This window comes from Nitrosomonas sp., from assembly GCF_043753625.1.
Lineage (GTDB): Bacteria > Pseudomonadota > Gammaproteobacteria > Burkholderiales > Nitrosomonadaceae > Nitrosomonas.
This window is the reverse complement of record NZ_JAYUWI010000095.1, coordinates 1-3974: the sequence shown is the minus strand read 5'-3', so window position 1 is coordinate 3974 and position 3974 is coordinate 1. Positions and strand designations below refer to the sequence as shown.

At 43.9% G+C, this 3974-nt stretch carries 4 protein-coding genes and 1 pseudogene; 3 read left to right on the top strand and 2 right to left on the bottom strand.

From position 1 onward, the window contains the following. The 3 genes from ACH10T_RS08740 to ACH10T_RS08730 all read left to right on the top strand — a co-directional run. The coding region (locus ACH10T_RS08740; RefSeq protein WP_394808914.1) for an IS5 family transposase at positions 1-784 on the top strand (784 nt) is incomplete at its 5' end. Positions 785-1281: 497 nt separating this feature from the next. Beyond that, on the top strand, positions 1282-1980 hold the full coding sequence (locus ACH10T_RS08735; protein ID WP_394808913.1) for an OmpA family protein: 699 nt from the start codon (positions 1282-1284) through the stop codon (positions 1978-1980). Then, positions 1980-3203, top strand: a complete 1224-nt coding sequence (locus ACH10T_RS08730) for an ExeA family protein (protein ID WP_394808912.1) — start codon at positions 1980-1982, stop codon at positions 3201-3203. The genes ACH10T_RS08735 and ACH10T_RS08730 overlap by 1 nt, the downstream gene beginning before the upstream one ends. 179 nt (positions 3204-3382) lie before the next feature. Here ACH10T_RS08730 and ACH10T_RS08725 read toward each other — a convergent pair whose 3' ends face one another. Together ACH10T_RS08725 and ACH10T_RS08720 are read right to left on the bottom strand one after the other, a co-directional pair. Further along, positions 3383-3604, bottom strand: a complete 222-nt coding sequence (locus ACH10T_RS08725) for a DUF2798 domain-containing protein (protein ID WP_394808911.1) — start codon at positions 3602-3604, stop codon at positions 3383-3385. A 207-nt stretch (positions 3605-3811) separates the two neighbouring features. Beyond that, a pseudogene (locus tag ACH10T_RS08720) lies at positions 3812-3974 on the bottom strand (IS5/IS1182 family transposase); the annotation flags it as partial.

Here is a 3974-nt window from a genome sequence, read left to right as displayed (position 1 = left end):
TGTCATTGCCCCGCACTATCCGGTTAGTGGCAAACGAGGTCACCCACCGATTGGTCTTGAGCGAATACTGCGCATGTACATTGTGCAGCAATGCTTTGGTTTTTCGGATGAAGGCACCGAGGATGCCGTATACAATAGTCAAGCCATTCGCCGCTTTGTTGGCATTGATCTGAATCGAGAAGCGGCACCGGATGCGACGACCCTGCTGAAATTCCGCCATTTGCTGGAAGCGCATCATTTGACTGAATCCATCTTCGCTGCAATCAACGCGCACCTGGCTGAACGCGGGCTATTTCTTCGCGAAGGTACGATTGTAGATGCCACGCTGATTGCAGCGCCTCCTTCGACCAAGAACAAGGAACAGGGGCGCGATACCGAAATGCATCAAACCAAGAAAGACAAGCAGTGGCACTTCGGCATGAAGGTGCGCATCGGTGTTGATGCGCAATCCGGGCTTGTCCACACCCTGGTCGGAACGGCAGCGAATGTTCACGATGTTACTCAGGCACAAGCACTGCTGCATGGCGACGAAACCGATGTGTTTGGCGATGCGGGTTATCAAGGCGTTGAAAAACGAGAAGAGAAGCTTGAACATGCGAAGGCCAGTATTCGCGCCAAGGTCGAGCATCCCTTTCATGTCGTAAAGAATCTGTTCATGCACCGCAAAACCCGCTACAAAGGAATGGTCAAAAATACCGCTCGGATGTTCTCGCTGTTTGGGCTTGCCAATTTGCTGTTGGCTCGCCGGCGGCTATGCAGAACAGACAGCCTAGTTGCGCCTTGAAAACAAGAAATGAGGGTAATAATACAAAAAATGATGCGATTCAGGTAAAAATTGGGCAAATTATCGCAATATTATATAATCACTCGGCTTGATCTCTACTGCACGATGAATTATTCAGCGTTTCCCTAATACGGACCGAATCGCTTTATTAAAATACTTGCGCAAAGTCGCATTCATCTATGCAAAATTGCCGCGATCCAATAAGATATGCATGGCGCAATGCTTCGGCTTACTTATTTTGGAAAAAATTTATACTGAATAATAGAAATTGACTGGCCCGATTCCGCTACTAATAAGCGAGTGACAGAATCGCCGCACGGCTATACAATGGTTTGCAATAATCTTTTATACCGATTGTAACATTCCGATTTAAATTCAAGGGATTTATTGACGAATTCCATTCAAATAAGCAAAGCATCGCTCAATGCGTTAAAATATTTTGATTTAAATCCGTTAATACTCGCTTAAGTTTTAAAACATATTAAATCGAGTACTTTATGATGCGTTCTATTATTGGACTGTCTGTTATATTTTTTTCCCTGTCGGCTATTATCACGTTTAAGGCATTAAACCTTCCGGTCTACAAAACGGCTTATCAAGATTATCGGTCGGAAATAATGTCCATTCCTGTACCGTCTGCTCCTGCACCTATTCCTGCGTCTATCCCTGAACCAACCACCGATGCCTTCAATTATTCAACTGAAGATCAGGATACCAACAACGGGCTTGTTGAAGGTGTGGATAAAACAATTACCCAGTTCAAGAGTCAACTGGCAACAACTGAAAGCGCTTTAAAAGACAATAAAACTGTCGATACTAAATCTCAATCGCGAACGCTGACAGTATTTAGTGGCAAAACATTTCTTTCCGGGCAGGATGTTTTCCAGGATGTTACTTACGCTACAATTGAAAATTTGGTCAAAGAAATATCATCATCTCCAGATAGCCGCGTCTTCATAGAAGGCCATACCGACAACGTGCCAACCGGCAAACCAGGTACCGACAATATGGATTTATCATTACGCCGCGCAAAAGCCATCGCAAACATCTTGGTGTTGCATGGCATCTCGAAAAATCGGATATCAGCGACTGGTTATGGTGATACTCGCCCGATATCTTCCAACACGACCGAAGAAGGCAGAGCAAAAAACCGTAGAGTCGAAGTAAAACTAATGTCGCAAGAAGGAACAAATTAATGCACATGTACGCACAGCACTTTAACCTTAATTTACTTCCATTCGAGAATGTGCCGGATCCATTGTTCTTTTATGATCAGGGGGATCATGCCCGTATACGCAAACAAATATCCGGATCTTTACAAAGCGGCCGAGGTTTAATCGTCGTAACTGGACCAGTAGGATCCGGCAAGACCACACTCAGCCAGATGATACAGTCTGATTTTCCCGAAGACATCAAGGTAATCTGGATGGCTGAGCCGCCTGCCAGCAGCTCTGATCTGTATCTGTTTCTCGCGCAAGAGCTTGGATTACAACCTACGTCATCTGAGAAAACCTTTGTAATGCGAGATATCAGAAACGCATTGTTAAAAATCAATTCTGAAGGAAAAAAATGCCTGGTCATCATGGATGAGTCGCACCTAATGTCAGAAGATGTTATCAACGGCGTTCGTTTACTTAACAATCTTGAAGAAGGGTCGACGAAACTCATTCAGCTATTACTTCTCGGTCAGGAAGAATTGATGGAAAAGATCAACAAACCGGAGATGACACCCTTTAAGCAGCGGATTGCTACGCTTGAAGCGCTGGGAAAAATGAATGTTGATAGGGTACTGAAATATATCACGCATCGCATCCAAGTAGCTGGCGGTGCTCCCAACCTGATTTCAGATACCGGATGGGAAGCACTTTCGATTGCATTTAGCTCCGGCGGAACACCACGAACGATTAATTCTCTCTGTGACAGATCATTCAATGTCGCTTATGAACGAGACAAACCAATCGTCGATGCACAAGATATCTATGAAGCGACACAGAGAATGGGATTAGTTACCGATGTGTTTCATTACATCATCTTACTCAACAACAGTGAAAGAAAAAAACAGGAATTGCAGCAAGCAACCCAGGAAGTAGCCAATAGTACCGCTCCGGAAACAGCATCGCCACCGCCGCTTGAAAAAGAAAAACCCATGACATCTATTACAAAGAAAGCAGCGCAAGAGAATAGCGTAGTAAATGATCAGATTCCTGAAATTTCTGGAACGGAAGTAGATGTATCCGATAAATCCTATGACGATATTGCCAAGACAATTAAAGCCAAATATGAACAAAAAAGTTTAATGATACCTGCTACATTGCTGGCATTATCAATGATCGCATTCATGGTTAGTGTTTGGTTTTTTTGTCACCGCACGGACTCTGCAGGATTCCTCGGCTGTCTCATGGATTTGTTCAGTTACTGATTAACTGCTTCCACCAGGTAACTTTGCTGTATTGCACTTTATCAGTAATCCCTATCTAATCACAAAAAACCCGCTACTCGAGCGGGTTTTTCTGAAACACGGTCTAAAATGGAAACCATTAGGTAATAGCAAAGTGGCCTGCGATAGAAAAAGATATTCCGCGAAACTATGGAAAATAACTAACGTACGATTGCATCCACAGCACGCCGATAGAGCGGTGACAGCGCAAGTAAAAAACCAAAACCAATTGAAAAAGCAATACTCCATGAATAAAGCCATGCTCTGATAAAAGCATCAGAAAAACCAAGATTGACTGCGGTGACTGTCGCAGAAACACAACCGGTCATAGTCGTCGACATCATTAAACAATAAATACAATGCGCTAATATTTTTTGTCTCATGCGAACCCTCAATTTTCCTGCCCCACTCGACCAACTCTAACATTGATAAATATCGTAAAGCGAATTAGAGCAATAATATCTCAAATTATCTAGGGGGCGCTGAATAATTCACCGCGCAGCAGCGCATCGAGCACGGTTTAGGTTGGATTCAACATTTTCTGGTCTGAATTGAGTCATTTTTTGCATTATTCCTCTCATTTTTCTTTTTCAGGACGCGCCCTGGCTGTCAGTGTCATCTATCCACCGGCGAGCCAGCAGAAAACTAGCAAAACTAAACAACGAGAACAGCTGAGCGGTGTTCTCGGCCATCCCCTGGTAGCGTGCCTTGCGATACATGAATAGATTCTTTACGACATGAAAGGGGTGCTCA